This is a genomic window from Streptomyces nojiriensis (assembly GCF_017639205.1).
In the GTDB taxonomy this organism is placed as follows: domain Bacteria; phylum Actinomycetota; class Actinomycetes; order Streptomycetales; family Streptomycetaceae; genus Streptomyces; species Streptomyces nojiriensis.
Genome location: NZ_CP071139.1, coordinates 3,321,817 through 3,345,869, shown reverse-complemented (window position 1 = coordinate 3,345,869; position 24,053 = coordinate 3,321,817). Strand labels below are relative to the sequence as shown.

Annotated in this window: 22 protein-coding genes and 2 tRNA genes; 11 read left to right on the top strand and 13 right to left on the bottom strand. The window is 73.2% G+C overall.

Annotated features, from left to right (window positions below; all coding sequences use genetic code 11):
- Positions 1–69: 69 nt before the first annotated feature.
- The 3 genes from JYK04_RS15645 to JYK04_RS15635 are packed head-to-tail and all read left to right on the top strand — an operon-like array spanning position 70 to position 2,495.
- Positions 70–1,365 carry a ferredoxin reductase family protein gene (locus JYK04_RS15645; protein ID WP_189736803.1) on the top strand — a complete coding sequence of 432 codons (1,296 nt, stop codon included), beginning with the start codon at positions 70–72 and terminating at the stop codon, positions 1,363–1,365.
- A 29-nt stretch (positions 1,366–1,394) separates the two neighbouring features.
- Positions 1,395–1,682, top strand: a complete 288-nt coding sequence (locus tag JYK04_RS15640) for a hypothetical protein (RefSeq protein WP_189736801.1) — start codon at positions 1,395–1,397, stop codon at positions 1,680–1,682.
- 36 nt (positions 1,683–1,718) lie between these two features.
- Complete coding sequence (locus tag JYK04_RS15635) at positions 1,719–2,495, top strand: sulfite exporter TauE/SafE family protein (RefSeq protein ID WP_030012032.1); 777 nt, start codon at positions 1,719–1,721, stop codon at positions 2,493–2,495.
- A 67-nt stretch (positions 2,496–2,562) separates the two neighbouring features.
- On the opposite strand, the gene JYK04_RS15630 is transcribed toward JYK04_RS15635, so the two are convergent.
- Positions 2,563–3,264 (bottom strand): class F sortase, encoded by a 702-nt coding sequence (locus JYK04_RS15630; RefSeq protein ID WP_189736799.1) that lies wholly within the window; start codon positions 3,262–3,264, stop codon positions 2,563–2,565.
- 129 nt (positions 3,265–3,393) lie between these two features.
- On the bottom strand, positions 3,394–3,936 hold the full coding sequence (locus JYK04_RS15625) for a hypothetical protein (protein ID WP_229875216.1): 543 nt from the start codon (positions 3,934–3,936) through the stop codon (positions 3,394–3,396).
- A gap of 258 nt (positions 3,937–4,194) precedes the next feature.
- Here JYK04_RS15625 and JYK04_RS15620 point away from each other — a divergent pair, with 258 nt between their 5' ends.
- Positions 4,195–4,641 carry a gamma-glutamylcyclotransferase family protein gene (locus tag JYK04_RS15620; RefSeq protein ID WP_189736797.1) on the top strand — a complete coding sequence of 149 codons (447 nt, stop codon included), beginning with the start codon at positions 4,195–4,197 and terminating at the stop codon, positions 4,639–4,641.
- Between the two features lie 27 nt (positions 4,642–4,668).
- On the opposite strand, the gene dnaG is transcribed toward JYK04_RS15620, so the two are convergent.
- The 4 genes from dnaG to JYK04_RS15600 all read right to left on the bottom strand — a co-directional run bounded on the left by dnaG (position 4,669) and on the right by JYK04_RS15600 (position 10,096).
- Positions 4,669–6,594 carry a DNA primase gene (dnaG, locus tag JYK04_RS15615; protein ID WP_189736795.1) on the bottom strand — a complete coding sequence of 642 codons (1,926 nt, stop codon included), beginning with the start codon at positions 6,592–6,594 and terminating at the stop codon, positions 4,669–4,671.
- A 34-nt stretch (positions 6,595–6,628) separates the two neighbouring features.
- The gene (locus JYK04_RS15610; RefSeq protein WP_189736793.1) at positions 6,629–7,903 is read right to left on the bottom strand and encodes an NAD(P)/FAD-dependent oxidoreductase; all 1,275 of its coding nucleotides are present in this window, start codon (positions 7,901–7,903) and stop codon (positions 6,629–6,631) included.
- Between the two features lie 93 nt (positions 7,904–7,996).
- A complete protein-coding gene (locus JYK04_RS15605; RefSeq protein ID WP_189736791.1) occupies positions 7,997–9,322 on the bottom strand; it encodes a deoxyguanosinetriphosphate triphosphohydrolase in 1,326 nt (441 codons plus the stop codon).
- A gap of 36 nt (positions 9,323–9,358) precedes the next feature.
- A complete protein-coding gene (locus tag JYK04_RS15600; protein ID WP_189736789.1) occupies positions 9,359–10,096 on the bottom strand; it encodes a sirohydrochlorin chelatase in 738 nt (245 codons plus the stop codon).
- Between the two features lie 334 nt (positions 10,097–10,430).
- Here JYK04_RS15600 and JYK04_RS15595 point away from each other — a divergent pair, with 334 nt between their 5' ends.
- The 4 genes from JYK04_RS15595 (at position 10,431) to JYK04_RS15580 (ending at position 14,588) form a co-directional block, all read left to right on the top strand.
- A complete protein-coding gene (locus JYK04_RS15595; RefSeq protein ID WP_189736786.1) occupies positions 10,431–11,138 on the top strand; it encodes a SanA/YdcF family protein in 708 nt (235 codons plus the stop codon).
- Between the two features lie 76 nt (positions 11,139–11,214).
- The gene (locus JYK04_RS15590; protein WP_189737458.1) at positions 11,215–11,979 is read left to right on the top strand and encodes a glucose 1-dehydrogenase; all 765 of its coding nucleotides are present in this window, start codon (positions 11,215–11,217) and stop codon (positions 11,977–11,979) included.
- Between the two features lie 78 nt (positions 11,980–12,057).
- Positions 12,058–12,426, top strand: a complete 369-nt coding sequence (locus JYK04_RS15585) for a hypothetical protein (protein WP_202186064.1) — start codon at positions 12,058–12,060, stop codon at positions 12,424–12,426.
- 68 nt (positions 12,427–12,494) lie between these two features.
- Positions 12,495–14,588: a molybdopterin oxidoreductase family protein gene (locus tag JYK04_RS15580; protein ID WP_189736784.1), complete on the top strand. Its 2,094-nt coding sequence runs from the start codon at positions 12,495–12,497 to the stop codon at positions 14,586–14,588.
- A 7-nt stretch (positions 14,589–14,595) separates the two neighbouring features.
- Here the strand turns inward: JYK04_RS15580 and JYK04_RS15575 are convergent, their stop codons facing one another.
- Positions 14,596–15,558: a nucleotidyl transferase AbiEii/AbiGii toxin family protein gene (locus JYK04_RS15575; RefSeq protein ID WP_229875215.1), complete on the bottom strand. Its 963-nt coding sequence runs from the start codon at positions 15,556–15,558 to the stop codon at positions 14,596–14,598.
- Positions 15,555–16,157, bottom strand: coding sequence for a hypothetical protein (locus JYK04_RS15570; protein WP_189736780.1), 603 nt, complete (start codon positions 16,155–16,157; stop codon positions 15,555–15,557). Before JYK04_RS15570 ends, JYK04_RS15575 begins: the two co-directional genes overlap by 4 nt.
- A 93-nt stretch (positions 16,158–16,250) precedes the next feature.
- Here JYK04_RS15570 and JYK04_RS15565 point away from each other — a divergent pair, with 93 nt between their 5' ends.
- Positions 16,251–17,363, top strand: coding sequence for an RNA polymerase sigma factor (locus JYK04_RS15565; protein ID WP_373297420.1), 1,113 nt, complete (start codon positions 16,251–16,253; stop codon positions 17,361–17,363).
- Between the two features lie 84 nt (positions 17,364–17,447).
- Here the strand turns inward: JYK04_RS15565 and JYK04_RS15560 are convergent, their stop codons facing one another.
- The 5 genes from JYK04_RS15560 to JYK04_RS15540 form a co-directional block, all read right to left on the bottom strand.
- Positions 17,448–17,963, bottom strand: a complete 516-nt coding sequence (locus tag JYK04_RS15560; protein WP_189736778.1) for a GNAT family N-acetyltransferase — start codon at positions 17,961–17,963, stop codon at positions 17,448–17,450.
- Between the two features lie 88 nt (positions 17,964–18,051).
- The gene (locus JYK04_RS15555; RefSeq protein WP_189736775.1) at positions 18,052–19,974 is read right to left on the bottom strand and encodes an ABC transporter ATP-binding protein; all 1,923 of its coding nucleotides are present in this window, start codon (positions 19,972–19,974) and stop codon (positions 18,052–18,054) included.
- Entirely contained in the window at positions 19,971–21,704 is a 1,734-nt protein-coding gene (locus tag JYK04_RS15550; RefSeq protein ID WP_189736773.1) for an ABC transporter ATP-binding protein, read from the bottom strand. Before JYK04_RS15550 ends, JYK04_RS15555 begins: the two co-directional genes overlap by 4 nt.
- 149 nt (positions 21,705–21,853) lie before the next feature.
- Positions 21,854–23,305: an FGGY family carbohydrate kinase gene (locus tag JYK04_RS15545; protein WP_189736771.1), complete on the bottom strand. Its 1,452-nt coding sequence runs from the start codon at positions 23,303–23,305 to the stop codon at positions 21,854–21,856.
- Between the two features lie 96 nt (positions 23,306–23,401).
- Positions 23,402–23,704, bottom strand: coding sequence for a YtxH domain-containing protein (locus JYK04_RS15540; protein WP_189736769.1), 303 nt, complete (start codon positions 23,702–23,704; stop codon positions 23,402–23,404).
- 145 nt (positions 23,705–23,849) lie between these two features.
- Between JYK04_RS15540 and JYK04_RS15535 the strand changes: the two genes are divergently transcribed.
- Both JYK04_RS15535 and JYK04_RS15530 read left to right on the top strand, forming a co-directional pair.
- Positions 23,850–23,922 (top strand) — tRNA-Asn (locus tag JYK04_RS15535).
- A 5-nt stretch (positions 23,923–23,927) separates the two neighbouring features.
- A tRNA-Asn gene (locus JYK04_RS15530) sits at positions 23,928–24,000 on the top strand.
- Positions 24,001–24,053 lie beyond the last annotated feature (53 nt).

Below are 24,053 nucleotides of genomic sequence, written 5' to 3'. Positions count from 1 at the left end.
GGTGAGGCCTTCCTCAAGGCCGCCTTAAGGGTCGTCAGGGCCGCCACCTGCGGCCTTAGCGTGATCCGCATGCGGAATGCGGTGGTGCGGGTGAGGGGCGGGATGCTGGGCGGTGCGGGGGTGGTGATCCTGCTCTGGGCGGCGCAGGTGCGGTCCTCGGCCCGGCCCGACGCGCTGTTCGCCACTGCCGCGCACCTGTCCGGCCTGCTCGCCGGGTACGGGGTGCTGGTGCTGCTGTTCCTGATGGCCCGGGTACCCGCCGTCGAGCACGGGGTCGGCGCCGACCGGCTCGCCCGCTGGCACGCCTTCGGCGGCCGGTACGTTCTGCTGCTCGTCTTCGGGCACGGGCTCTTCGCCCTGCTCGGATACGCCGTGCACGAGGGGATCGACGTGGTCTCCGCCGTCTCGGAGCTGCTCGGGTACCCCGCGCTCGCCGCCGCGGCGGCCGGGACCGTCCTCCTGGCCGCGGTCGGTGTGACCTCCGCCCGGGCGGTACGCCGCCGGGTGCCGCACGAAACCTGGCGCGGGGTGCACCTGCTGGTCTACCTCGCCGCCGCCCTCGCCTTCGGGCACCAGCTCGCCGGGCCCGATCTGGCCGCGGCCGCCTGGTTCTGGGCGCTCGCCCACACCGTGGTCGCCGTCCTGCTGCTCTGGTACCGCGCCGTGGTTCCCGTACGGCAGGCGCTGCGGCACGCGCTGCGGGTCGCGGACGTCCGGGTCGAGGGGCCCGGGGTGGTCTCCGTCGTCGTCTACGGACAGCACCTCGCGGAACTGCGCGCGGAGCCCGGCCAGTTCCTGCGCTGGCGGTTCCTCCAGCGGCGGCTGTGGCACACCGCCCTGCCGTTCTCGCTGTCCGCGCCGGTCCGGGGGAACGCCCTGCGGATCACCGTGAAGGGGCTCGGCGGCCACTCCCGCCGGATCCGCCGGCTGCGCCCCGGGACGCGGGTGCTGGCCACCGGGCCGTTCGGCGCGCTCACCGCCGCCCGGCGGACCCGGCCCAAGGTGCTGCTGATCGCGGGCGGGGTCGGGATCACCCCGATGCGGGCGCTGTTCGAGACGCTGCCCGGGGGCCCCGGGGACATCACCCTGCTCTACCGGGCCGGGGCCGAGGAGCACCTGGTGCTGCGGGCCGAGCTGGAGGCCATCGCCGCCGAGCGGCAGGCCGGTCTGCACTACCTGCTCGGACCGTCGGGGGCGGCCTACGACCCGCTGGCCCCGCAGGCGCTGGCCGCGCTGGTGCCCGACCTGGCCGAGCACGACGTATACCTGTGCGGGCCGTCGGGGATGGCCGAGGCGACCCGGGCCGCGCTGCTGCGGGCCGGGGTACCGGCCGGTCGTGTCCATTCCGAGTGCTTCAGCTTCTGAGCCGCGTTCCCCGAGGAGTCACCGCCCCCATGCGTCACCCGCTGCACGTAGCCCTCTCCGTACCCGTCGCCGCCGAGGCTCCCGCGGCGGCGGCCGTGGCCCGCCACCGGAAGCCGCGGCGCCCCTCGCCGGTGCGGGTCGCCCTGGCCGCGCTGGCCTCCGTACCGCCCGCGCGGCGGCTGGCGGCGGGGCTGGGGGCGGCCAGTGTGCTGGCCGCGACCGTGCTGACGGCGACCGTGGACCCGGCGGCTCCGGTGGCCCCGGACCGCGTGCCGGCCCGGCAAAGCTCAACCTTTGCGAAAGTTTCCGGAGATTGATGGTCACTGCACCCAACCGCTTCATAGGGTCGACCCGTGCCTGACATATCAACGACCATGATCATCGTCCTGTGCGTGGCCGCGGCCGCGGCCGGCTGGATCGACGCGGTGGTGGGCGGCGGCGGCCTGCTGCTCCTGCCCGCGCTCCTCCTCGGCCTGCCGAACGCCCACCCCGCCACCGTCCTCGGTACCAACAAGGCCGTGGCCATCGTCGGCACCGCCGGGGCGGCCGTGACGTACGCCCGCAAGGCCCCGGTGAACGTGAAGCTGGCCGTCCGCATCGGCCTGGCCGCGCTCGCCGGCTCGATGGGCGGTGCCGCGCTCGCGGGCGGCATCAGCAAGGACGCGCTCCGCCCGCTGATCATGGTGGTGCTCGTGATCGTCGCGGGCGTCGTGATCTTCAAGCCGGGCTTCGGCACCGCTCCCTCGACCGCGCCCGTCAGCCGGCAGCGGGTGCTGCTCGCCATCGGCCTCGCGGGCCTCGGCATCGGCTTCTACGACGGCCTCATCGGGCCCGGCACCGGTACCTTCCTGGTGCTCGCGCTCACGGCACTGCTCCACCTCGACCTGGTCACCGCCTCCGCCACCGCCAAGATCGTGAACTGCTGCACCAACGCCGGGGCGCTCGCGATGTTCGCCTACCAGGGCATGGTGCTGTGGCAGCTGGCCGCGCTGATGGCGGTGTTCAACCTGGCCGGCGGCATGATCGGGGCCGGTATGGCGCTCAAGAAGGGCAGCGGCTTCGTCCGCGGCGTACTGCTGACGGTGGTGGGCGCGCTGGTGCTCAAGCTCGGCTTCGAGCAGTGGGGCTAGGGGTGTCTTGCCGGTCAGGCACCGCGAGCCCGGCCTGACCGGCAAGACACCCCCTAGGTGACGCTCCTCAGTACGTCCCGGTGAGGTGCGCGAAGACCACCACGTTGCCGCGGTAGCCCGTGCGCGGCGAGAAGCCGCCGCCGCAGGTGATCACCCGCAGCTCGGCGCGCGCCGAAGGCCCGTACACGCGGGTGTCGGGGAAGGCCTTGGCGTCGTACACCTCGACCGCGTGCACCGTGAACACCGCCGTACGGCCGTCCGCGCGCGGGATCTCGATGGAGGCCCCGCGACGCAGCGCGCCCAAGTGGTAGAAGACCCCCGGCCCGGCGGCGTCGTCCACGTGCCCGGCGATGACGGCGGTGCCGGTGGCGCCCGGGGTGGTGCCGTCGCGGTACCAGCCGGCCAGGTCGCGCCGGTCCGGCGGCGGCACTTCGAGGCTGCCGCGCGGATCCAGCCCGAGTCCGGTCAGCGGGGCGTCGACCCGGATGGAGGGGATCCGGATCCGGGCCGGCGGGGAACCGGGGAGCGGGGCGATCCCGGGGCCCACCACACCGGCGGCGGTCAGCGATTCGGCGGGGGAGGGCAGCGGCGGTCCGACGGGCTCACGTGAACCGCTGGTCACCAGCCAGATGCCGACGCAGGCGGCGAGCGCGACGAGTCCGCCGTGGCGGGCGCTGGGGGTGCGTACGGCCCGGCCGGCCGCTCGCCCGGGGTGCGCTGCGGATCCGGGGCGGTCGCGGCCCCGCGCGCCACCGAAATCGCCACCCATGCGTACCCCCTCGGCTTCCGTTTCGGGGTGACTGGCCGTCGCCCGGCCCCGCGAACGGGGGGACCTCGCGGGGCGGGCGACGGGGGACGGTACCGGTCGGACCGCGGCCGGAGCCGCGGTGGGCGTCCGTCAGCTCCGCGTGCCGCTCGCCCGGCGACGCAGGAGCCAGGTACCGCCGACGGCGGCGGCGGCCAGAACGGCCACCCCCGCCGCGATCTTGGCGGGGTCGGTGGTGGTGGTCGTGCCACCGCCCACCCCGGTGTTGACGTGGCCCTGCGGGCCGCGTTCGGTGACGGTCAGGTTGCCGGTGGCGAACTTGCCGTTCGCGCAGGTCGCACCGATGCCGTAGGTGCCGCCGCGGGTGCCGTGGGCGATCTGGAACTGCCCCACGACCACCTCCTTGTGGGTGCCCGGGACCAGCTTGAACCGGCCGCCGCCCACCGTGGTGGCATCGCCGTCCGCGTGGCTTCCGCTGCCGCAGGCGTTGGTGTTCACGGTGACGGTGGCGCCGGGGGCGGCGGACTTGGGCCATACCTCCAGCGGCGCGAAGTCCCCGGGTGCGAAGCCCACCACGCCGAGGTCCGCTGCGGCGACCGCGCCGGCGACCGGCCCGGTGAACGCGGCGGCGGTCAGCGCGGTCGCGGTCAGCAGGTGTGCGGTTCGTCGGCGCATGGGGACTCTCCTGGAGACACGGGGTCGTGTTTCCGAGGAAACCCGGCCCGCCCCCCGGCCGCCTGCTGATGTTCCGTCAGGTAAGCCTTCCCGCAGCCCGCCAAGGGGTCGTCCTCGCAGGTCAGTGCAGGTGCTACGGCCATCGGAGCGCCCCGCGCCGTCCGGGTGACCCCGGCGGTGCGTACGGTGGTGGGGCGCGGGGAGCCGGGACGTCCGCCCGGCCCGCGCACTGCCGCGCCATACCCGAGGGAGGGCCCCGTGACATCGGTCGAACGGCTACCGGACCCGAGCGATCCGCTCCCGTTCTTCGTCTACGGGACCCTGCGCCCGGGCGAGGTCAACCACGACCTCTTCCTGCGGGGCCGCACGGCCTCGGAGGAGCCGGCCGTCCTCCCGGACGCGGCGCTCTACGACGGCCCGGGATATCCGTACGCGGTCCACCGCCCCGGCACGGCGGTCGTCGGCGAGCTGATCACGGCGGCGCCGGGCGAGTACGGGAAGCTGCTGGCCGCGCTGGACCAGCTGGAGGAGTACCAGGGGCCGGGCCGCCCGGGGAACGTCTACGACCGGATCGCCCGGCCCGCCCTGCGCCCCGACGGCACCGCGGTCCGCGCCTGGGTCTATCTGGCCGCCCCGCTGATCGCCCGCGACCTGCGGGAATCGGGCTCCGAGATCCCCGGCGGCGACTGGTTCGCGCGCCGCTGAGCTGCGGCAAGATCCGGAAGAGAAGGCTTAGAGGCCCTCGGCGCCGCGGTTGCGCAGCCGCTGGCCGTACTGCTGGAGCACCCACAGCTCCTCCTGGACGGCCGCCAGTTGCTCCGGCGGAGCCTGCGGGCCCAGTCGCGACAGGGTGCCCTGGATCTCGTGGACCCGGCGGTCGACGGCGCGCAGCCGCACCTGGACCAGCTGGACCCCCGCGTAGATCTCGTCCACCGTCTTCGCGTGGATGGCCTCGACCGCCAGCTCCGTGACGAGCGCGCGCACGGTGTCGTTCGGTGCGGCCTCGCGGACGCGGGCCAGGTAGTCCTCCGTGCCGAGCGAGGCGCCGCCCGCGTCCAGGATCGCCTGGCGCACGGCCGCGTAGGGCGGGGCGGTGAACTCGTCCATCCCGTACGCGTCGAAGGCCGGGGAGACCAGGGCGGGCCGCTGGAGGGCGAGCTTGAGCAGCTCGCGCTCGGTGCGGTGGGCCGGGCTGCGCAGGTTCAGCGCGGGGCCCCCGGCCGGCTGGGCGGGGGGCGCGGGGACGTCCTCGTAGGACGGGCGGCCCCGCTGCGGCTTCCCGCCGGGCCGGCCGCCCTGCGGTCCGTCGCCCTGGCCGCGCTCGCGGGCCCAGCGCGCCAGCTGTGCGACCCGCTTGACCACGAACTGCTCGTCCCGGATGCCCAGCATGCCCGCCAGCTGGACCGCCGACTCGTGCTGGATCGCGATGTTCTTGATGTTGGCGACGACGGGCGCGGCCTCGTCCAGGGCGGCCGCCCGGCCCGCCGGGTTCTCCAGGTTGTGCCGGGCGACGATGTGCCGCAGCGCGAACTCGAACAGCGGCGTGCGGGCCTCCACCAGGCCGGCCACGGCCGCGTCGCCCTGCGCGAGGCGCAGGTCGCAGGGGTCCATGCCGCCGGGGGCGATGGTGATCGAGGTCTCCGCGGCGAACTTCTGGTCGTCCTCGAAGGCCCGCAGGGCGGCCTTCTGGCCCGCCGCGTCGCCGTCGAAGGTGAAGATCACTTCGGCGGTGGCGTTGTCCATCAGCAGCCGGCGCAGGATCTTGATGTGGTCCCCGCCGAAGGCGGTGCCGCAGGTCGCGATCGCGGTGGTGACCCCGGCCAGGTGGCAGGCCATCACGTCCGTGTAGCCCTCGACGACCACGGCCCGGGAGGTCTTCGCGATCTCCTTCTTCGCCAGGTCGATGCCGTACAGCACCTGGGACTTCTTGTAGATCGCGGTCTCGGGGGTGTTCAGGTACTTCGGGCCGTTGTCGTCGTCGCGCAGCTTGCGCGCGCCGAAGCCGACCACCTCGCCGCTGATGTCGCGGATCGGCCACATCAGCCGGCCGCGGAAGCGGTCGATCGGCTTGCCGCTGCGGCTGTCCTGGGCGAGCCCGGAGGTGATCAGCTCCTTGTCGCTGAAGCCCTTGCCGCGCAGGAAGCGGGTCAGGTGGTCCCACCCGGCCGGGCTGTACCCCACGCTGAAGTGCGCGGCCGCGGCCTGGTCGAAGCCGCGCTCCGCCAGGAACTTGCGGCCGATCTCCGCCTCGGGGCTGTCCAGCTGGTCGACGTAGAACTGGGCGGCGGCCTTGTGCGCCTCGACCAGCCGGATGCGGTCACCGCGGCCGCTGGTGCCGGCGGTGTAGCCGCCCTCCTCGTACCGCAGGGTGATGCCGGCCAGGCCGGCCAGGCGCTCGACCGCCTCCGAGAAGGAGAGGTGGTCGATCTTCATGACGAAGTCGAGGGTGTCCCCGCCCGCCTGGCAGCCGAAGCAGTGGTAGAGCCCCTTGCTGGGGCTGACCTGGAAGGAAGGGGACTTCTCGTCGTGGAAGGGGCACAGGCCCTTGAGGTTGCCGCCGCCCGCGTTGCGCAGCTGGAGGTACTCGGAGACCACGGCGTCGATCGGGACCGCGTCCCGTACCGCCTTCACGTCGTCGTCGTTGATCCGTCCTGCCACCCGTGAAGTCTACGGCCGGGCGCCGGCAATCCGGTCAGGCCCCCTCGGCCCGCACCAGGGAGTCAAGCGGAACGGACGGGTCCGCCAGCGCCTCGCGGTTGACCGCGGTCTTCGACCTGATCAGGGCCTGGATGTGCTCGGTGACGTCCCACACATTCACGTTCATTCCGGCCAGGACCCGCCCCTCCGACAGCCAGAAGGCGATGAACTCCCGCTTGCCCACGTCCCCGCGGATCAGCACCTGGTCGTAGCCGCCGGCCGGCGCGTACCCCGAGTACTCCAGGCCCACGTCGTACTGGTCCGAGAAGAAGTACGGCACCCGGTCGTAGCCGACCTCCTGGCCCAGCATGGCCCGCGCGGCGGCCGGGCCACCGTTCAGCGCGTTGGCCCAGTGCTCCACCCGCAGCCGGGTCCCGAGCACCGGGTGGTGGGCGGCGGCCACGTCCCCGACCGCGTAGACGTCCGGGTCGGAAGTGCGCAGGGAGGAGTCCACCGCGATCCCGCCGCCGTGCTCCCGGTCGACCAGGGCCAGCCCGGCGGTCTCGGCGAGCGCCGTCCGCGGGGCGGCCCCGATCGCGGAGAGCACCGCGTGCGCCGGGTGCTCCTCCCCGTCGTCGGTCCGGGCGGCCAGCACCATGCCGTCGTGGCCCACGATCTCGGTCAGCCGCGCCCCGAAGTGGAACCGCACCCCGTGATCGGCGTGCAGGTCCGCGAAGAGCCGGCCGATCTCCGGGCCGAGCACCGCGTGCAGCGGGGTGGCCTCCGGCTCGACGACGGTGACCTCGGCGCCGTAGCCGCGGGCCGCGGCGGCCACCTCCAGGCCGATCCACCCGGCGCCCGCGATGAGCAGGTGCCCGTTGTCCCGGCCGAGCCCGGCCAGTACGCCCTTCAGCCGTTCGGCGTGCGCGAGGCGACGCAGGTGGTGCACCCCGGCCAGGCCGGTGCCGGGGATGTCCAGGCGGCGCGGCTCGGCGCCGGTGGCCAGCAGCAGCTTGTCGTAGTACAGGACGGTGCCGTCGCCGAGGACCACCTTCTTGGCGTCCCGGTCGAGGTGGACGGCGGGCTGGCCGAGGTGCAGCTCGACGTCGGCGGCCGCGTACCAGGACGGCTCGTGGACGAAGACGCTCTCCCGGTCGTCCTTGCCGGTCAGGTAGCCCTTGGACAGCGGGGGGCGCTCGTAGGGATGGTCACGCTCGTCGCCGATCAGGATCACCCGCCCCGTGAACCCCTCGGACCTCAGAGTTTCGGCCGCCTTTGCCCCGGCGAGCCCTGCTCCGACGATGACGAATGTCCGGTGTGCGTCGACCACCTGATGCCTCCTCATAATCTCGCCGCCACATGCGAGCACATGCGAGCGTCCCGCACCGAGCCTGCCGCGTGAAGGGGGAGTGGCTCGATCAGCTCACCTTTCGGCGCGTCGGCCGCGCCGGGTGAGGCGTGCGTGAAGGGAACGGGCGGATGCGTCGGTGAGGCACGCGATCTGGTCGATGACCGCCCTTTTCCTGGCCTTGTCGTCCGGGGCCGCATCGAAGATCGCCCGGAACTGCGGGTCCAGCCCCTCGGGAGCGCGGGCGCTCAGCGCCTCCGCGAGTTCGGCCAGGACGATGCGCTGGTCGGCGCGGATCCGTTCCTGCTCGTCGCGCTGCATCACGTACAGGTCGGCGACCGCCTTGAGCACCGCGCACTCGTTGCGCGCCTCGCGCGGGATCACCAGTTCGGCACCGTACCGGGTGAGGCGGCCGGAGCCGTACGCCTCGCGGGTGGCCCCCTCGGCGGCCAGGCAGAACCGGCCGATCAGCTGGCTCGTGGCGTCCTTCAGGCGGGACTGGGCGACGGCCGAACCGTCGTACCCGTGCGGCCACCACTCCTGCTCCATCAGCCGGTCGAGGGCGGCCCGCAGCTCCTCGGGCGCGGTGTCGGCGGGGACGTACCGGCCGATGGCCACCTGCCAGATCGCCGTGCGCTCGGGTTCCGCGTAGAGCATGTTGGGGTCGAGGTGGCCGGCGTGCAGGCCGTCCTCGAAGTCGTGGACGGAGTACGCGACATCGTCCGCCCAGTCCATGACCTGGGCCTCGAAGCACTTGCGGTCCGCGGGCGCGCCGCGGCGCAGCCAGGTGAAGACCGGCAGGTCGTCCTCGTACGCGCCGAACTTCACCGAGTCGGGGTCGGTGGGGTGGTCCCCGCGGGCCCACGGGTACTTGGTGGCGGCGTCCAGGCAGGCCCGGGTGAGGTTGAGGCCGACGCTGACGAGCTCCCCGCTCGCCGGATCGGGCACGAACCGCTTGGGTTCCAGGCGGGTGAGCAGGCGCAGGGACTGGGCGTTGCCCTCGAAGCCGCCGCAGTCCTTGGCGAACTCGTTGAGCGCCTCCTCGCCGTTGTGGCCGAAGGGCGGGTGGCCCATGTCGTGGGAGAGGCAGGCGGCTTCGACGAGGTCGGGGTCGCAGCCGAGCGCGGCGCCGAGCTCCCGCCCGACCTGGGCGCACTCCAGCGAGTGGGTCAGGCGGGTACGGGGGCTCGCGTCCCAGTCGTAGGAACGGCTGCCGGGGGTGACGACCTGGGTCTTCCCGGCGAGGCGGCGCAGCGCGGCCGAGTGCAGCACCCGGGCGCGGTCGCGCTGGAAGGCGGTCCGGCCGGGCCGTTTGTCGGGCTCGGCGGCCCAGCGCTCGGTGTCGACCGCGTCGTAGAGGCCGCGGTGGTCGTCGGTGAGGGCGTGCGTGGTGCCTTCCATGCAGAGACGGTAACCGGAACAACTGACAAACCGGGATCAGGCGGAGACGAGTTCCGGCCTGATCGGCACGGCACCCCCGGCGGGGAGCGCGCGGGCCTCGTCGTACCGGTGCAGCAGGAGCCGGGCCAGGGCCGGGTGATCGCCCAGTGGGGCGGCGGCGAGGCCGGGCGCCGCCGCCGCGGCGGTCTGGGCGGCGAACCGGCCGGGAGCGGCGAAGTACGAGGCCACGGCGATCCGGTGGTGACCGCGGGCGGCAAGGGCCCGGACCGCCTCGGGCGCGCTCGGCGCGGCGGCGGAGGCGTAGGCGCAGGTCACCGGGACGCCGCCGAGGCGTTCGCCGAGCTGGGCGGCGGTGCGGCGGGTGTCGGCCGCCGAGTCGGGGTCGCGGGAACCGGCGGCGGCCAGCACGACGGCCGAACCGGGGGCCGGGGTCCAGCCGGTCTCCAGCAGCCGCTCGTACAGGGCCTCGACGAGCAGCGGGTGCGGGCCCAGCGGGGCGGCGACGCGGGTGAGCAGGTGGCCGGCCCGGGCGGCGGCCGCGGGCAGGTCGCGCTTGACGTGGTACCCGCGGCCGAGCAGCAGCGGGACGAGCACGGCCGAGCCGGACAAGCCGTCCAGGGTGTCGTCGAGCAGCGGCTCGTTCAGCTCGATGTGGCCGAGCCGGACGTCGAGCCGGGGGCGGAGTTCACGGACCCGTTCGAGGAGGGCGAGGGCGGTGTGCAGGGCGCGCGGGTCACGGCTGCCGTGGGCCACGGCGACGAGGGTGGGCTGCATGGGCGGACTCCGGGTCGGCGCAGGCCGCTGAGCTGGGTGCCCAGCTGGAGGGTGATGCGGCCGAGCAGCTCGGCCGTGCTGTCGAAGGGGAGGGCGGGAAACTCGGGAGGGTGCACCGGCTCCGTCATGAACCGATCCTCCGCTTCGGAGGTTGCCGGTGCGTTGCGCGGGGATGACGGGTCTTTGCCGTGTGCTCACAGGACGGCCGGCGCGGCTGTTCGGAGCCCGCGCGGCCGGCGGCGTACCCGCCGGAGATCGGGGCCCGGGCGAACCGCACGGCCCCGGTACGCGTCCTGACCAGCGGACGAGCAGCCGAGACACCAGGGGATGGATGATGCGCCGACCGCGCCTGCCGAGAGTCGAGTGGAGCCGGGCGGTGGCGGCGCTGCGCAGCGTACGGACCCGGCGGCGGGCGGTGCAGGCCGTCATGGCGGGCTGCGTACTGGCGCTGCTGCCCTCGGCGTGGATGCACGCGGTGGCCGCCGACCGGCTGCGGACCACGGCGGACGCGCCCTCGGCCGAGGTGGCCGTGGTGTTCGGCGCGGGCCTGTGGCGGGGGCGGCCGACCCCCTACCTGGCCGACCGGCTCGACGCCGCGGCCGAGCTGTACCGCACCGGCAAGGTCAAGGTCGTCCTCGTCACCGGGGACAACGGCCGGCACGACTACGACGAGCCCGACGCGATGCGCACGTACCTCACCGCGCACGGGGTGCCGGACGGGCAGATCGTCAGCGACTACGCGGGCTTCGACACCTGGGACTCCTGCGTGCGGGCCAAGGAGATCTTCGGCGTGGACCGGGCCGTGCTGGTCACCCAGGGCTTCCACATCCGCCGGGCCGTCGCCCTGTGCCAGGCGGCGGGCCTGGAGTCGTACGGCGTCGGGGTGGCCGACGTGCACGACGCCACCTGGTACTACGGCGAGACCCGCGAGGTCTTCGCGGCGGGCAAGGCGGCGCTGGACGCGGCCTTCAAGCCCGCCCCGCGCTTCCTGGGACCGAAGGAGGAAGGGGTGTCGCGGGCCCTGGACGCTCTGACACACTGACGGCCGCGCCGGTTATGCCGATTAGTCATATGCCGGTCAGTCCGTACGAGAGCGACAGGGGTGTGGAACCGTGGCTGTGGTGGATCTGAGCGGCAAGGTCGTCGTCATCACCGGTGGAGCCCGGGGCCTCGGCGCCGCGGCCGCGCAGGCCGTCGTCGACGGCGGCGGCCGGGTGCTGATCACCGACGTGCTGGAGGCGGAGGGCGCCGAGACGGCCGCGAAGCTCGGCGGCGCGGCGCGCTTCGTCCGGCACGACGTCACCAGCGAAGCCGAGTGGCAGGCGGCGCTGGACCACGCGGTCGCCGAGTTCGGCCGCATCGACGGCCTCGTGAACAACGCGGGCATCTCCACCGGCCGGTTCCTGGAGCACGAGAGCGTCGAGCACTTCCGCCAGGTCCTCGAGATCAACCTGGTCGGCGTGTTCATCGGCATCAAGACCGCGATCCCGCTGCTGCGCGCGAACGGCGGCGGGTCCATCGTCAACATCTCCTCCGCCGCCGGCCTGACCGGCCTCGCGCTCACCGCCGGGTACGGGGCCTCCAAGTGGGGCGTGCGCGGCCTGTCGAAGATCGGCGCGGTGGAACTCGCCGAGGCCGGGATCCGCGTCAACTCCGTCCACCCCGGCATGACCCTGACCCCGATGACCGCCCCGATCGGCATCCAGGCGGGCGCGGGCAACTACCCAGGCGCCCCGCTCGGCCGCGTCGGCGTCCCCGAGGAGATCGCCGCGGCGATCGCCTTCCTCCTCTCCGACGCCGCCGGCTACATGACGGGCGCCGAACTCGCCGTCGACGGCGGCTGGACCGCGGGCCTGACGGTGAAGTACCTGACGGGCCAGTGACCCACCCCTGCGCCGCCCCCCGGCGGGACGGCCGCATATCCGCGTGCCGCCGGAGGGATCCCGGGCTACCGTCCGCTCGTGGAACAGGACGCCGTGGAACAGCTCGCCGTGGCACAGGACGGACCCCTCGTACGTGACGTCTTCCCCGACCTGACGGCGCAGCTCGTGCGGCTGCTGGAGGCGGAAGGGGAGCACCGGCTCGCCGTCTGCGCGTACGACCTCCGCCTGCTGGCGGAGTGCGACTGCCGCAACGCCTTCTGCCAGAGCTTCCGCACCCACCGGCATCCGCCCGGCACGCCGTACGGTCCCGGTCACCGCATGGTGGCCCTCGATCCGGGCAACGGGTTCCTGAACCTTGACGTCGTCGACGGCCGGATCGTGTACGTCGAGCTCGTCGACCGCCCCCCCGCTGCGCCGGGCCTCACCGCTGCCGTCCGGCGGCGCTGAGGCGGAGCACCCCGACTTGTAACGCGCAGCGGCGGCCGGCGTAACACCGCCGACCCACGCTGGACCGTATGCACACCTCCGACTCCGCCACCGACACGCACTGCCCTTACTGCGCCCTGCAGTGCGGGATGAGGCTGCGCCCCGACCCGGGCGGCGCCACCGTGGCGGTGGAGGAGCGGGCCGACTTCCCCGTCAACCGGGGCGCACTGTGCGGCAAGGGCCGCACCGCGCCCGCCGTGCTCTCCTCCCGGGTGCGCCTGACCGAGCCGCTCGTCCGCACCCACGCCGGGCGGCTGGAGCCGGCCACCTGGGAGGAGGCCCTCGACGCCGTCGCCGGGGGACTCGCCCGCACCGGCCGCACGTACGGCCCCGACGCCGTCGGGGTCTTCGGCGGCGGCGGGCTCACCAACGAGAAGGCCTACGCGCTCGGCAAGTTCGCCCGCGTCGCGCTGCGCACCTCGCAGATCGACTACAACGGCCGCTTCTGCATGTCCTCGGCCGCCGCCGCCCACCAGCGGGCCTTCGGGCTCGACCGCGGGCTGCCCTTCCCGCTGGCGGACATCCCGCGCACCGGCTGCGTGATCCTGGTCGGCTCGAACCTGGCCGAGACCATGCCGCCCGCCCTGCGCTACCTCACCGAGCTCAAGGCGAACGGCGGCACCCTGATCGTCATCGACCCGCGCCGCACCCGCACCGCCGAACAGGCCGACCTGCACCTCGCCCCGCGCCCCGGCACCGACCTGGCCCTCGCACTCGGCCTGCTGCACCTGATCGTCGCGGAAGGCCGGACCGACGAGGAGTTCATCGCCGCCCGCACCACCGGCTGGCAGGAGGCCCGGGCCGCCGCGATGGCCCACTGGCCGGAACTGGTGGAGCGCATCACCGGGATACCGGTCCCCAGGCTCCGCGAGGCCGTGGCGATGTTCTGCGCCCCGGAATCCGCCATGGTCCTCACCGCCCGGGGCCCCGAGCAGCAGTCCAAGGGCACCGACACCGTCGGCGCCTGGATCAACCTGTGCCTGGCCACCGGCCGGGCCGGCCGCCCGCTCTCCGGCTACGGCTGCCTCACCGGGCAGGGCAACGGCCAGGGCGGCCGCGAGCACGGCCAGAAGGCCGACCAGCTCCCCGGCTACCGCAAGCTCACCGACCCGGCGGCCCGCGCCCACGTCGCCGAGGTATGGGGCGTCGACCCCGACAGCCTCCCCGGCCCGGGCCGCAGCGCCTACGAACTCCTCGACGCCCTCGGTACGGACGTGAAGGCCCTGCTCCTGATGGGCTCGAACCCGGTGGTGTCCGCCCCCCGCGCCGCCCACGTGGAGGACCGCATCCGCTCCCTGGACTTCCTCGCGGTGGCCGACGTCGTCCTCTCCGAGACCGCGGCCCTCGCGGACGTGGTCCTCCCGGTCACCCAGTGGGCGGAGGAGACCGGCACCACCACCAACCTGGAGGGCCGAGTCCTGCTGCGCCGCCGGGCGCTGACCCCGCCGCCGGGGGTCCGCAGCGACCTGGACGTCCTGCACGGACTCGCCGCCCGCCTGGGCGTCGAGAAGGGCTTCCCCACCGAGCCGGAGGAGGTCTTCGAGGAACTGCGCCGCGCCTCGGCCGGCGGCCCCGCGGACTACTCGGGCATCACCTACGCCCGGATCGAGGCCGAACAGGGCGTCTTCTGGCCCTGCCCCGAGGGCCCCGAAGGCGCCGCGGGATCCCCGGGCACCGAGCGCCTCTTCCTGGACCGCTTCGCCACCGACGACGGCCGGGCCCGCTTCGTCCCCGTCTCCCACCGGGACGCCGCCGAAGTCCCCGACGCGGACTACCCGCTGCTGCTCACCACCGGCCGGGTCGTCGCCCAGTACCAGTCCGGAGCCCAGACCCGCCGGGTGGACGAGCTCAACGCGGCGGCCCCCGGCCCCTTCGTGGAACTCCACCCGCGGCTGGCCGCCCGGATCGGCGCCGTCGACGGCTGCCCCCTCGCCGTGACCTCCCGCCGCGGCCGGGCCGTCGCCCCGGCCCGCATCACCGACACCATCCGGGCGGACACGGTCTTCATGCCCTTCCACTGGCCGGGCGAGGGCCGCGCCAACACCCTCACCAACCCGGCCCTGGACCCCACGTCCCGCATGCCGGAGTTCAAGGTCTGCGCGGTCCGCGTCGAGCCGGCCTAGGCGGCGCCTAGCCGCGACCCGCGAAGGTCGGCTCCAGGGCTGCCAGGAGCCGCTCGGCGTGGGACTCGGCGGAGCCGGGGATCCCCGGGTAGTCGGCCCGGAAGGTGTCCCAGTCGGCCCGCTCGACCTCGGAGAAGGCCTCCAGGGTCAGCGGGGTGTCCGAGGGTGCCTGCGGCGGGAAGTACTCGCCCGACTCCCGGAAGACCGTGTGGACCAGCTCGTACGGAGCCGTGCAGCGCTCGGCGAGCAGGACCGCGTCGTAGAGGTCCTTGCCCTGCGGGTACATGTCCGTGGCCAGCCAGACCAGCTTCCACGCCGGCGACAGTTCCGGCGTGGCCGCCCGCAGCCGCACCCCCGCGACATCGGCCGGCTCCGGCGCCGCCGGGAGCCGCTCGTTGAAGACGAAGTCCAGCTGGACCTGGCCCCCGGGCAGTCCCGGGGCCGACCAGGGCAGGACCAGACGCCGCCCGGGGACCCGCTCGTACGTCCAGATGTCCTCGGAGACCGCCGCGCCCGCGGCCATCACCAGCCCGCCGTGCTCGTCGGCGGCCCGCTCGGCCGCCTCCGCGACGGCGGCCAGCAGCTTCCCGGTGCGCGGCTCCTCGATCGCCCAGTCCTGCGGGACCACCACGAAGTCCAGGTCGTGCGGCTCCCGCGCCGCCGCCCCGAACCAGCCGGCCATGAGCATGCTGCCGCGCAGCACCAGCGAATCCGCCCAGCCCGACCTGGCGACGCCGCGGGCCACCACGTCCAGCGCGGTCCGGCGGGCGGCCCGCCAGGCCGGGCGCAGCGCGTCGTCCACGGCCGCGTCCGTGATCCGGTAGCCGTCCGCGAAGTGCTTCAGCGCCGGGTCGAAGACCCGGGCTTCGGGGCCCGCCGCGTCCAGTCCGGCCGTGGAGGTGCGCGGCAGGCCGATCCGGCGCCGCCTCCAGTCGTCCCCGACCGCGTCCTGCCCGCCCGTCCCGGTCATGCCGTCACCCCTTCGCCGATCCATCCGTCGTCCACCGACAGGTCGCTGTCGTACAGCACGAACTCCCGTTCCTCCGAACGGATTTCATACCCGGCGGAGCCGAGCGCGGCGACCAGCGCGTCGCAGGCCGCCCCCGCCTCCGCCGCCGTGCCGCGCCACCGCTGGGTCACGAACCGCTCGTGCGCGCCCCCGGCCAGGACCCGGCGGGCGTTCCAGGACAGGTGGGCCCCGTGCGGGACGACCAGGGACTCCAGGGCAGCGCGGTCGAAGTCCGCGGGCAGCAGCAGCTTCAGGTGGTGCTCGAAGTAGCCGCCGCCCGGGCCGGGGGAGGCCGTGGTCCACGGGACCGTCTCCACCTTGACCCGGACCGGGTCGAAGCCGGCCGCCCGCAGCCGCGGCACCAGCCGCTCGTGGCCCGTGCGGTCCGGCAGGGTCAGCATCGGCTGGGACACCATCCGGCCGCGGGCCAGCAGGATGTGCGTGACCTTCAACTCCCTTGCCCCGGCCCACGCGTCGAGGCGCGCCAGCTCCGCCGCGTCCGCGCAGCGCACCGTCACATGGGTCTCGTACTCCGCCATGGAGTCGATCATCTCGGACATGCGTACGATCCGCATCGGGATTCCCGCCGGGGGGTAACCATCCGGTCACGCACCGGACTCAGAAAGTGCTCGCACGCCCCTCGTGGCCGCGATGTGTCGTACCCCACACTGAGGTGCGGTGCCCCCGTCCTCGGAGCCCTGGAGGTCGCCCCCGTGCAGACCCGGACCCTGACCGTGAACGTGAGCGAGTCCTCGGAGGCCAAGGCCGTGGACGAAGAGCCCGAGGTACTGGAGCTGATCGAGCCGGTGCCCGTGCCGCGCAGGCGCAGCAGTGGCGACAGCGGAGGCGGAGCGGGCCCGTCCGCCGACCTGTTCCGGCAGTACCTCCGCGAGATAGGCAGGATCCCGCTGCTCACCGCCGCCGAGGAGGTGGACCTCGCGCGACGTGTCGAAGCCGGCCTGTTCGCCGAGGAGAAACTCGGCAACACCCCCGACCTCGACTCCCAGCTCGCCCTCGACCTCGACAAGCTCGTCGTCATGGGCCGGATGGCCAAGCGCCGGCTCATCGAGTCGAACCTGCGGCTCGTCGTCTCCGTCGCCAAGCGGTACGTGGGCCGCGGACTCACCATGCTCGACCTCGTGCAGGAGGGGAACCTCGGGCTGATCCGGGCCGTCGAGAAGTTCGACTACGCCCGCGGGTACAAGTTCTCCACCTACGCCACCTGGTGGATCCGCCAGGCGATGTCACGGGCCCTCGCCGACCAGGCCCGGACCATCCGGGTGCCCGTCCACGTGGTCGAACTGATCAACCGGGTCGTCCGCGTCCAGCGCCGGATGCTCCAGGAGCGCGGGTACGAGCCCACGGCCGAAGAGGTGGCCGTCCACCTGGAGCTGACCCCCGAGCGGGTCCTGGAGGTGCTCCGCCTCGCCCAGGAGCCGGTCTCCCTGCACGCCCCGGTGGGCGAGGAGGACGACGTCGCGCTCGGCGACCTCATCGAGGACGGCGACGCCGCCTCGCCCGTGGAGTCGGCCGCCTTCTTCCTGCTGCGCGAGCACCTGGAAGCCGTCCTGTCGACCCTCGGCGAGCGCGAGCGCAAGGTCGTGCAGCTGCGCTACGGCCTCGCCGACGGGCGGCCCCGCACCCTGGAGGAGATCGGCCGGATCTTCGGCGTGACGCGCGAGCGGATCCGCCAGATCGAGTCCAAGACCCTCAACAAGCTGCGCGACCACGCCTTCGCCGACCAGCTCCGCGGCTACCTGGACTGACGGGCCAACGGAAAGGGGGGCGCCCCGCCAGGCGCCCCCACCCCGTCGCCCGGCCCGCGGCTACGGCCACGACTACGGCTACGACTACGGCTGCGCGGGCTCGTGGGGGTCGGACAGGCTCCGGCTCATCCAGACGTCGTCGACGTAGACCCCGTCCAGCAGGAACTCCTCGGGCAGGACGCCGACCACCGTGAAGCCGCACCGCCGGTAGAGCTGCTGCGCCGGCCCGTTGTGGCCGAGCACGCGCAGGTTCATGCGGCGGGCACCACCGGCCCGGGCGGCCGCGCAGACGGCCTCGACGAGGGCCTGCCCGACCCCGCTGCCGCGGGCGGATTCGAGGACCGCCAGCCCCTGGATGTGACGGACGTGCCGATTGGTTTCGAGGGGGCTGGCCGGTGCGTGGGTGATGTACCCGACGATCCGCCGACCGCGTTCGGCGACCAGGAAGCCCTCCACGGGGCGCCGCTCGTCGAAGAGGGCCGCGCCGGCCGGGCGCTCGGGGCCGGGCTCGCTCACGCGCGACCACACCGAGCGGAGCAGCTCCGATATCTCGCGTTCGTCCTCCGCCCGAGCAGGGCGGATCACCACGTCCGTTGCCATGCCGTCATGCTAACGACGGCGGAGGGGCACCCGGGTACGTGTCCCGTACCCGAGTGCCCCTCCGCCAAGCGACGTACGGCAGCGACCGCTAGTCGACCTCGGCCACCGCCTGCGCGAACTGCGCCGCGTACAGCCGCGCGTACGCGCCGCCCGAGGCCAGCAGCTCCTCGTGCGTGCCCTGTTCCACGATCGATCCGCTCTCCATCACCAGGATCACGTCCGCATCGCGGATCGTGGAGAGCCGGTGCGCGATCACGAAGGACGTACGGCCGCGCGCGAGGCGCGCCATCGCCTTCTGGATCAGCACCTCGGTACGGGTGTCAACCGAGCTCGTCGCCTCGTCGAGCACCAGGATCACCGGCTCCGACAGGAACGCCCGGGCGATGGTGATCAGCTGCTTCTCGCCCGCGCTGACCCCCGCGCCCTCGTCGTCCAGCACGGTGTCGTAGCCGTCCGGCAGGGTGCGGATGAACCGGTCCGCGTGGGCGGCCCGCGCCGCCTCCTCGATCTCGGCGCGCGTGACCTCGCGCGAAGCACCGTAGGCGATGTTCTCCGCGATGGTGCCGCCGAACAGCCAGGTGTCCTGCAGCACCATGCCGATGCCGTCGCGCAGTTCCTCGCGGGTCATCTTCGCGATGTCCACCCCGTCGAGGGCGATCTCGCCGCCCGTGACCTCGTAGAACCGCATCAGCAGATTGACCAGCGTGGTCTTGCCGGCGCCGGTCGGGCCGACGATCGCGACCGTGTGGCCCGGCTCGACCGTGAGCGAGAGGTTCTCGATCAGTGGCTTGTCCGGCTCGTAGCGGAAGGCCACCTTGTCGAAGGTGACCTGACCGCGCAGCTCCTGCGGACGCTCCGGAACCTCGGCGTCCGGCTCCTGCTCCGGCGCGTCCAGCAGCTCGTACACGCGCTCGGCCGAGGCGACACCGGACTGGACGAGGTTCGCCATCGAGGCGACCTGCGTCAGGGGCATCGAGAACTGCCGCGAGTACTGGATGAAGGCCTGCACGTCCCCGATCGACAGGGTGCCGGAGGCGACCCGGAGCCCGCCCACTACGGCTATCAGCACGTAGTTGATGTTCGAGATGAAGAACATCACCGGCTGCATGATGCCGCTGACCAGCTGCGCCTTGAACGAGGCCCGGTACAGCGCCTCGTTCTGCTCGGCGAAGACGGCCGCGGACTCCCGCTGCCGGCCGAAGACCTTGACCAGGCTGTGGCCCGAGTACATCTCCTCGATGTGGGCGTTGAGCGCGCCGGTCGCCTTCCACTGCGCCACGAACTGCGGCTGCGACTTCTTGCCGATCTTCGCGGCGACGAAGACCGACAGCGGTACGGTCACCAGCGCGACCAGCGCCAGCAGCGGAGAGATCCAGAACATCATCACCAGCACGCCGACGATGGTCAGCAGCGAGTTCAGCAGCTGGCCCATCGTCTGCTGGATCGTCTGCCCGATGTTGTCGATGTCGTTCGTGGCCCGGCTCAGCACCTCGCCGCGCTTCTGCTGGTCGAAGTACGACAGCGGCAGCCGCGACAGCTTCGCCTGGAGCTCCTCGCGCATCCGGTAGACGGTGCCGTTCATGACGTGGTTCGACAGCCGCGTGGCGACCAGCATCAGCAGGCCGGCCAGGGTGAAGACCACCAGCGCCCAGATCGCGACGACCCCGACGGCGCCGAAGTCGATGCCCTGCCCCGGGGTGAAGTCGGTCCCGGCGAGCATGTCCGCCATACCGTCCTGGCCCTTGGCCCGCAGACCGTCCAGCGCCTGCTGCTTGGTGATCCCGGCCGGCATCTCCCGGCCGACGATCCCCGCGAACACCAGGTCGGTGGCCTCACCCAGGATCTTCGGGCCCACCACCGCACAGCCGACGCTGCCGACGACGGCCGCGACCATGCCCCAGATCTTGGCCCGGTCGTACGCGAGCTGGCGCAGCAGCCGCTTGCCCGAACCCTTGAAGTCCATGGACCGCTGGGCCGGCCCCATCATCATCCGTCCTCCGGGCCCGCTCATGCGGCCTCCGCCTCCGTCAGCTGGGAGAGCACGATCTCCCGGTAGGTCTCGTTGCCGGCCATCAGCTCGTGGTGGCGTCCCTCGCCCACGACCTGGCCCTCGTCCAGGACGATGATCCGGTCGGCGTCGCGGATCGTGGAGACCCGCTGGGCGACGATGACCACGGTCGCGTCCTCGGTCTCGCGGGCGAGCGCCGCGCGCAGCGCCGCGTCCGTCGCGTAGTCCAGGGCCGAGAAGGAGTCGTCGAAGAGGTAGATCTCCGGGCGCTGCACGAGCGTGCGGGCGATGGCCAGACGCTGGCGCTGGCCGCCGGAGACATTGGTCCCGCCCTGGCTGACGGGCGCCTCCAGGCCACCCTCCAGCGCGGAGACGAACTCCTTGGCCTGGGCCACCTCTAGCGCCTGCCAGAGTTCTTCGTCGCTCGCGTCCGGGCGCCCGTAGCGCAGGTTGGAGGCGATGGTCCCGGAGAACAGGTACGGCTTCTGCGGCACCATGCCGACCGTCCTGGCCAGCAGGTCCGGGTCGAGCGCGCGGACGTCCTCCCCGTCGACGAGGACCTCGCCGCCGGTCGCGTCGAACAGGCGCGGGACCAGGCCCAGCAGCGTGGACTTGCCGCTTCCGGTGGAGCCGATGACCGCCGTGGTCTCGCCGGGGCGGGCCACCAGGTCCACCCCGCGCAGCACCGGCGCCTCGGCGCCCGGGTAGCGGAAGTCGGCGCCGCGCAGCTCCAGGCGGCCGCGGCGGGTGAGTTCGCGCACCGGGTCCTTGGGCGGGACCACGCTGGTCTCGGTGTCCAGGACCTCCTGGATGCGCTCCCCGCAGACCTCGGCGCGCGGCACCATCATGAACATGAAGGTGGCCATCATCACGGCCATGACGATCTGCATCAGATAGGCGAGGAAGGCCGTCAGCTGGCCGATCTCCATGCCGCCGCTGTCGACGCGCATCGCACCGAACCAGATGACGGCGACGCTGGAGATGTTCACGACCACGATGACCGCGGGGAACATGAAGGCCAGGAGCTTGCCGGCGGCCAGGGAGACGCCGGTCAGGTCGGCGTTGGCCTCGCGGAAGCGGTCCTTCTCGTAGCCGTCGCGGACGAAGGCGCGGATCACCCGGTTGCCGGTGATCTGCTCGCGCAGGACCCGGTTCACGGTGTCCAGGCGCACCTGCATCTGGCGGAACAGCGGCCGCGTCCTGAAGACGATCGCGCCGACCGAGACCCCGAGCACCGGGACGACGGCGAGCAGCACGCCCGACAGCTTCACGTCGAGCGAGAGCGCCATGGCGATACCGCCGACGCACATGATCGGGGCCGAGACCATCAGGGTGAAGGTCATCAGCACCAGCATCTGGACCTGCTGGACGTCGTTCGTCGTACGGGTGATCAGCGACGGCGCGCCGAACTGGCCCAGCTCCCGCGCCGAGAAGCTCTGCACGCGGTCGAAGATCGCGGCGCGGACGTCCCGGCCGAAGGCCGCGGCCGTGCGGGCGCCGTAGTAGACGGCTCCGACGTTGCAGACGAGCTGGACGAGGGAGACACCGAGCATCAGCGCCCCGAAGCGCAGGATGTAGCCGGTGTCGCCGTTGACGACACCGTTGTCGATGATGTCTGCGTTGAGTGTGGGCAGGTAGAGGCTGGCGCTGGTCTGCAGCAGCTGCAGCAGGACCAGCACCGCGATGGGTTTCCGGTACGTACCCAAATGGGTCCGCAGAAGTCGTATGAGCACGCGCAGGCTCCGGTCGGCATGATCGAGGGGGTTCAACCCATCTTGGGCCAACCGGCCCTGTGATCCCCACCGGATTTCGCAAAGGCCGGTCAAAAGGACCAGCCCGCCCCGCGTACCAGGCCGTCTCCAGCCCGCGGACCGAGCCGTCGCTAGAACGCCCCGGGGTGGATCTGCTCCCGCGTCGCGATGTACTGCTGGCGCACCCCCTGCCACGCCGCGAACTCCTCGCCCGGTTCGAAGACCTGGGCCGCGGGAGCCGGCCAGACCGGCGGGGTGTGCGGGGACAGGGTGCCCTGCGCCACACCGAGAGCCCAGGCCGCCTGGCGCGCCGCGCCCAGCGCCGCGTAGTCGGCCGGCGCCGGTACGACGACCTGCGTACCGAACAGCCCGGGGGCCGCGGCCTGCATGGCGGGCAGCTCGGCCGCCGCGCCCAGCAGGAACACCCGGCGGATCTCGACCCCGCGCGAGCGCAGTACGTCCAGCGCGTCCACCAGCCCGCACAGCATGCCCTCGAAGGCGGCCCGGGCCAGGTGCTCCGGTTTCATCGAGTCCCGGCGCAGCCCGGACAGGGTGCCGGCGGCGTGCGGCAGGTTCGGGGTCCGCTCACCCTCCAGGTACGGCAGGAGTACGAGGCCGTGCGCGCCCGGCGTCGACTTCAGCGCGAGCTCGGACAGCCCCTCCAGATCGGTGCCGAGCAGTTCGGCGGTGCCGCGCAGCGCCCGTACGGCATTGGAGGTGTTCACCACGGGCAGGTGCATGCCGCTGGCGTCGGCCAGCGAGGTGACGAGCCCGCCCGGTTCCGACACCGCCTCGTGGTGCACCGCCATCACCGAACCGGAGGCGCCGAGGGAGACCACGGCGTCGCCGGGGCCCAGCCCCAGCCCGAGCGCGGCGGCCATCGTCTCGCCGGTGCCCGCGGAGATCAGCAGCCCCTCCGGCGTGGTCCCGGCGGCATCGGCCGGGCCGAGCACCTCGGGCAGCAGGGCCCGGTGCCCGAGCGCCAGCTCGACCAGGTCGGGGCGCCAGGTCCCGGTGGCCGCCGACCAGTACCCGGTACCGGAGGCGCCGCCGCGGTCGGTGGTCCGCCGCACCGGGCGGCCCAGCAGCTGCCAGACGAGCCAGTCGTGCGGGGACATCAGCACGGCGATCCGGCGGGCGGTCTCGGGCTCGTTGCGGGCCAGCCAGGCCAGCTTGGCGACCGGCTGCGCGGAGTGCGGGACCGAGCCCACCGCCTCGACCCAGCCGTGCCGGCCGCCGAGGGCGTCGACGAGGTCGGCGGCGGCGACCTGGCCGCGCTTGTCGTTGCCGACGAGGGCGGGACGCACCAGGGCGCCCTGCGGGTCCAGCGGCAGGAGGCCGTGCTGCTGCGCGGAGACCCCTATGGCCTGGACCCCTTCGAGGAGCCCGCCGCCGGCGGCCTCGCCGAGCGAGAGGAGCCAGGCCTGCGGGTCGGTCTCGTGGGGATTCGCACCGCCGTCCGGTTCACCCGTGGGCTGTGGATGCGGCGCGTACCCCTGGCGCAGCACGGCGCCGGTCTCGGTGTCACAGACGACGATGCGTGTGAACGCGGAAGAGCTGTCCAGCCCGGCGACTATCCCCATGCGGTGAATTCTGCCGCACGCGGGCCGGAGTCGACCGGTCCGGAGCCCCCGGAACCTCATGGATCCCGTGGGCCCCAGCGTGCGGACGGGTGGTGCTCAGGTGTTGCTGGTGCCCCAGTCGTCCTCGCCGGCGCCGCCGGCCCGGCCGCGCAGCCCGCGTACCCGCCCGCTGAGCGAGTCCGGGACGGCGTCGCCGACCTTGTGGCTCACCGCGGTGAAGGCCTTCCCGGCGAACTCCCGCCCGGTGTGCCCCGCGGTCTCGGCGGCGTTGCGCACCGCGGGGTTCTGGGCGAGCTGCCGCGCGGACTTCCGCATCTGCTCGTAGCGCTCGCGTCCGGCCCGGGTTCCGAGCACGTACCCGAGGGCCAGTCCGACCACGAACGTGACCTTGTACCGCATGCCTGTCACCCTTCGTCGTGTGGTGCCCGGCCCGCTGTCGATACCGATTGGCGGAGCACCCCCCTGCTTGCGCTAATCTATGACTCGCAACGGGCACTCGCCCCCCGGCAACGCCGGAGGTGGGCTGTTCGATGCACCGCAGCAATCCCCTGTAGCTCAATTGGCAGAGCAGCCGGCTGTTAACCGGCAGGTTACTGGTTCGAGTCCAGTCGGGGGAGCGCGGTCCCCTGTAGCTCAATTGGCAGAGCATTCGGCTGTTAACCGGAGGGTTGCTGGTTCGAGTCCAGCCGGGGGAGCAAGGAAGAGGAAGAGGACCCCGAGGGGTCCTCTTCTTTTCTTTGTCGCCCCG